Below are 3,304 nucleotides of genomic sequence, written 5' to 3'. Positions count from 1 at the left end.
GAACTACACAGTGGACGCGAGCAACTGAGGACAAGCCCTCGGCCTATTAGTACCAGTCAGCTCCACCCCTTACAGGGCTTCCACACCTGGCCTATCAACCCAGTAGTCTCCTGGGAGCCTTAACCCCTCAAAGGGGGTGGGAATACTCATCTCGAAGCAGGCTTCCCGCTTAGATGCTTTCAGCGGTTATCCTTTCCGAACGTAGCCAACCAGCCATGCCCTTGGCAGGACAACTGGCACACCAGAGGTTCGTCCGTCCCGGTCCTCTCGTACTAGGGACAGCCCTTCTCAATATTCCTGCGCGCGCAGCGGATAGGGACCGAACTGTCTCACGACGTTCTAAACCCAGCTCGCGTACCGCTTTAATGGGCGAACAGCCCAACCCTTGGGACCGACTCCAGCCCCAGGATGCGACGAGCCGACATCGAGGTGCCAAACCATCCCGTCGATATGGACTCTTGGGGAAGATCAGCCTGTTATCCCCGGGGTACCTTTTATCCGTTGAGCGACGGCGCTTCCACAAGCCACCGCCGGATCACTAGTCCCGACTTTCGTCCCTGCTCGACCCGTCGGTCTCACAGTCAAGCTCCCTTGTGCACTTACACTCAACACCTGATTGCCAACCAGGCTGAGGGAACCTTTGGGCGCCTCCGTTACTCTTTAGGAGGCAACCGCCCCAGTTAAACTACCCATCAGACACTGTCCCTGATCCGGATCACGGACCCAGGTTAGACATCCAGCACGACCAGAGTGGTATTTCAACGACGACTCCACCTGAACTGGCGTCCAAGCTTCACAGTCTCCCACCTATCCTACACAAGCCGAACCGAACACCAATATCAAACTGTAGTAAAGGTCCCGGGGTCTTTCCGTCCTGCTGCGCGAAACGAGCATCTTTACTCGTAGTGCAATTTCACCGGGCCTATGGTTGAGACAGTCGAGAAGTCGTTACGCCATTCGTGCAGGTCGGAACTTACCCGACAAGGAATTTCGCTACCTTAGGATGGTTATAGTTACCACCGCCGTTTACTGGCGCTTAAGTTCTCAGCTTCGCACGCCCGAAAGCGCACTAACCGGTCCCCTTAACGTTCCAGCACCGGGCAGGCGTCAGTCCGTATACATCGCCTTACGGCTTCGCACGGACCTGTGTTTTTAGTAAACAGTCGCTTCTCGCTGGTCTCTGCGGCCACCCCCAGCTCAGAGTGCAAGACTCATCACCAGTGATGGCCCCCCTTCTCCCGAAGTTACGGGGGCATTTTGCCGAGTTCCTTAACCATAGTTCACCCGAACGCCTCGGTATTCTCTACCTGACCACCTGAGTCGGTTTAGGGTACGGGCCGCCATGAAACTCGCTAGAGGCTTTTCTCGACAGCATAGGATCATCCACTTCACCACAATCGGCTCGGCATCAGGTCTCACCCTTCAACGAGAGACGGATTTGCCTATCTCTCGGGCTACACCCTTACCCCGGGACTACCACCGCCCGGGCTGGACTACCTTCCTGCGTCACCCCATCGCTTACCTACTACCACCTTGGACCGGCGGCTCCACCACTCCCCTTTGCCCGAAGGCTCCAGGACGGCTTCACGGCCTTAGCATCAATGGATTCGATACTGGGCGTTTCAAAGCGGGTACCGGAATATCAACCGGTTGTCCATCGACTACGCCTGTCGGCCTCGCCTTAGGTCCCGACTTACCCTGGGCAGATCAGCTTGACCCAGGAACCCTTAGTCAATCGGCGCACACGTTTCTCACGTGTGTATCGCTACTCATGCCTGCATTCTCACTCGTGAACCGTCCACAACTCGCTTCCGCGGCTGCTTCACCCGGCACACGACGCTCCCCTACCCATCCCAGCCCCCGTTGGGGGTACATGCTGGAATGACACGACTTCGGCGGTGTGCTTGAGCCCCGCTACATTGTCGGCGCGGAATCACTTGACCAGTGAGCTATTACGCACTCTTTCAAGGATGGCTGCTTCTAAGCCAACCTCCTGGTTGTCTGTGCGACTCCACATCCTTTCCCACTTAGCACACGCTTAGGGGCCTTAGTCGATGCTCTGGGCTGTTTCCCTCTCGACCATGGAGCTTATCCCCCACAGTCTCACTGCCGCGCTCTCACTTACCGGCATTCGGAGTTTGGCTAAGGTCAGTAACCCGGTAGGGCCCATCGCCTATCCAGTGCTCTACCTCCGGCAAGAAACACACGACGCTGCACCTAAATGCATTTCGGGGAGAACCAGCTATCACGGAGTTTGATTGGCCTTTCACCCCTAACCACAGGTCATCCCCCAGGTTTTCAACCCTGGTGGGTTCGGTCCTCCACGCGGTCTTACCCGCGCTTCAACCTGCCCATGGCTAGATCACTCCGCTTCGGGTCTTGGGCACGCGACTCAAACGCCCTATTCGGACTCGCTTTCGCTACGGCTTCCCCACACGGGTTAACCTCGCCACATACCGCAAACTCGCAGGCTCATTCTTCAAAAGGCACGCAGTCACGACTGAATGTGCAAGCACACCCAGCGACGCTCCCACGGCTTGTAGGCACACGGTTTCAGGTACTATTTCACTCCGCTCCCGCGGTACTTTTCACCATTCCCTCACGGTACTATCCGCTATCGGTCACCAGGGAATATTTAGGCTTAGCGGGTGGTCCCGCCAGATTCACACGGGATTTCTCGGGCCCCGTGCTACTTGGGAAATGCTCAAGAGAGCCGTACAGATTTCAGCTACGGGGGTCTTACCCTCTACGCCGGACCTTTCGCATGTCCTTCGCCTATCCATACGGTTTCTGACTCTCCGACCAGCCGGCAGACCGATCCAGTGCACTCCCACAACCCCGTAAGCGCAACCCCTGCCGGGTATCACACGCCTACGGTTTGGCCTCATCCAGTTTCGCTCGCCACTACTCCCGGAATCACGGTTGTTTTCTCTTCCTGCGGGTACTGAGATGTTTCACTTCCCCGCGTTCCCTCCACACTGCCTATATATTCAGCAGCGGGTGACAGCCCATGACGACTGCCGGGTTTCCCCATTCGGACACCCCCGGATCAAAGCTCGGTTGACAGCTCCCCGGGGCCTATCGCGGCCTCCCACGTCCTTCATCGGTTCCTGGTGCCAAGGCATCCACCGTGCGCCCTTAAAAACTTGGCCTACAGATGCTCGCGTCCACTGTGCAGTTCTCAAACAACGACCAGTCACCCGTCACCCATCCCGCTAGGGATGGAGCACCGGGGCCGGCGACCGAAGACACAAGCGAAGCTTGCACCCTCAGACACCCAACAGCGTGCCCGACCCGAACGAAC

1 rRNA gene is annotated in these 3,304 nt (G+C 57.4%); it reads right to left on the bottom strand.

Going from position 1 to position 3,304, the window contains the following annotated elements:
- Positions 1-26: 26 nt before the first annotated feature.
- Positions 27-3,152 (bottom strand): 23S ribosomal RNA (locus QMK28_RS33540).
- Between the last annotated feature and the right edge of the window lie 152 nt (positions 3,153-3,304).

It is taken from the genome of Streptomyces sp. H27-D2, assembly GCF_035828615.1.
In the GTDB taxonomy this organism is placed as follows: Bacteria; Actinomycetota; Actinomycetes; order Streptomycetales; family Streptomycetaceae; genus Streptomyces.
This window is presented reverse-complemented; position numbering and strand designations above follow the sequence as displayed.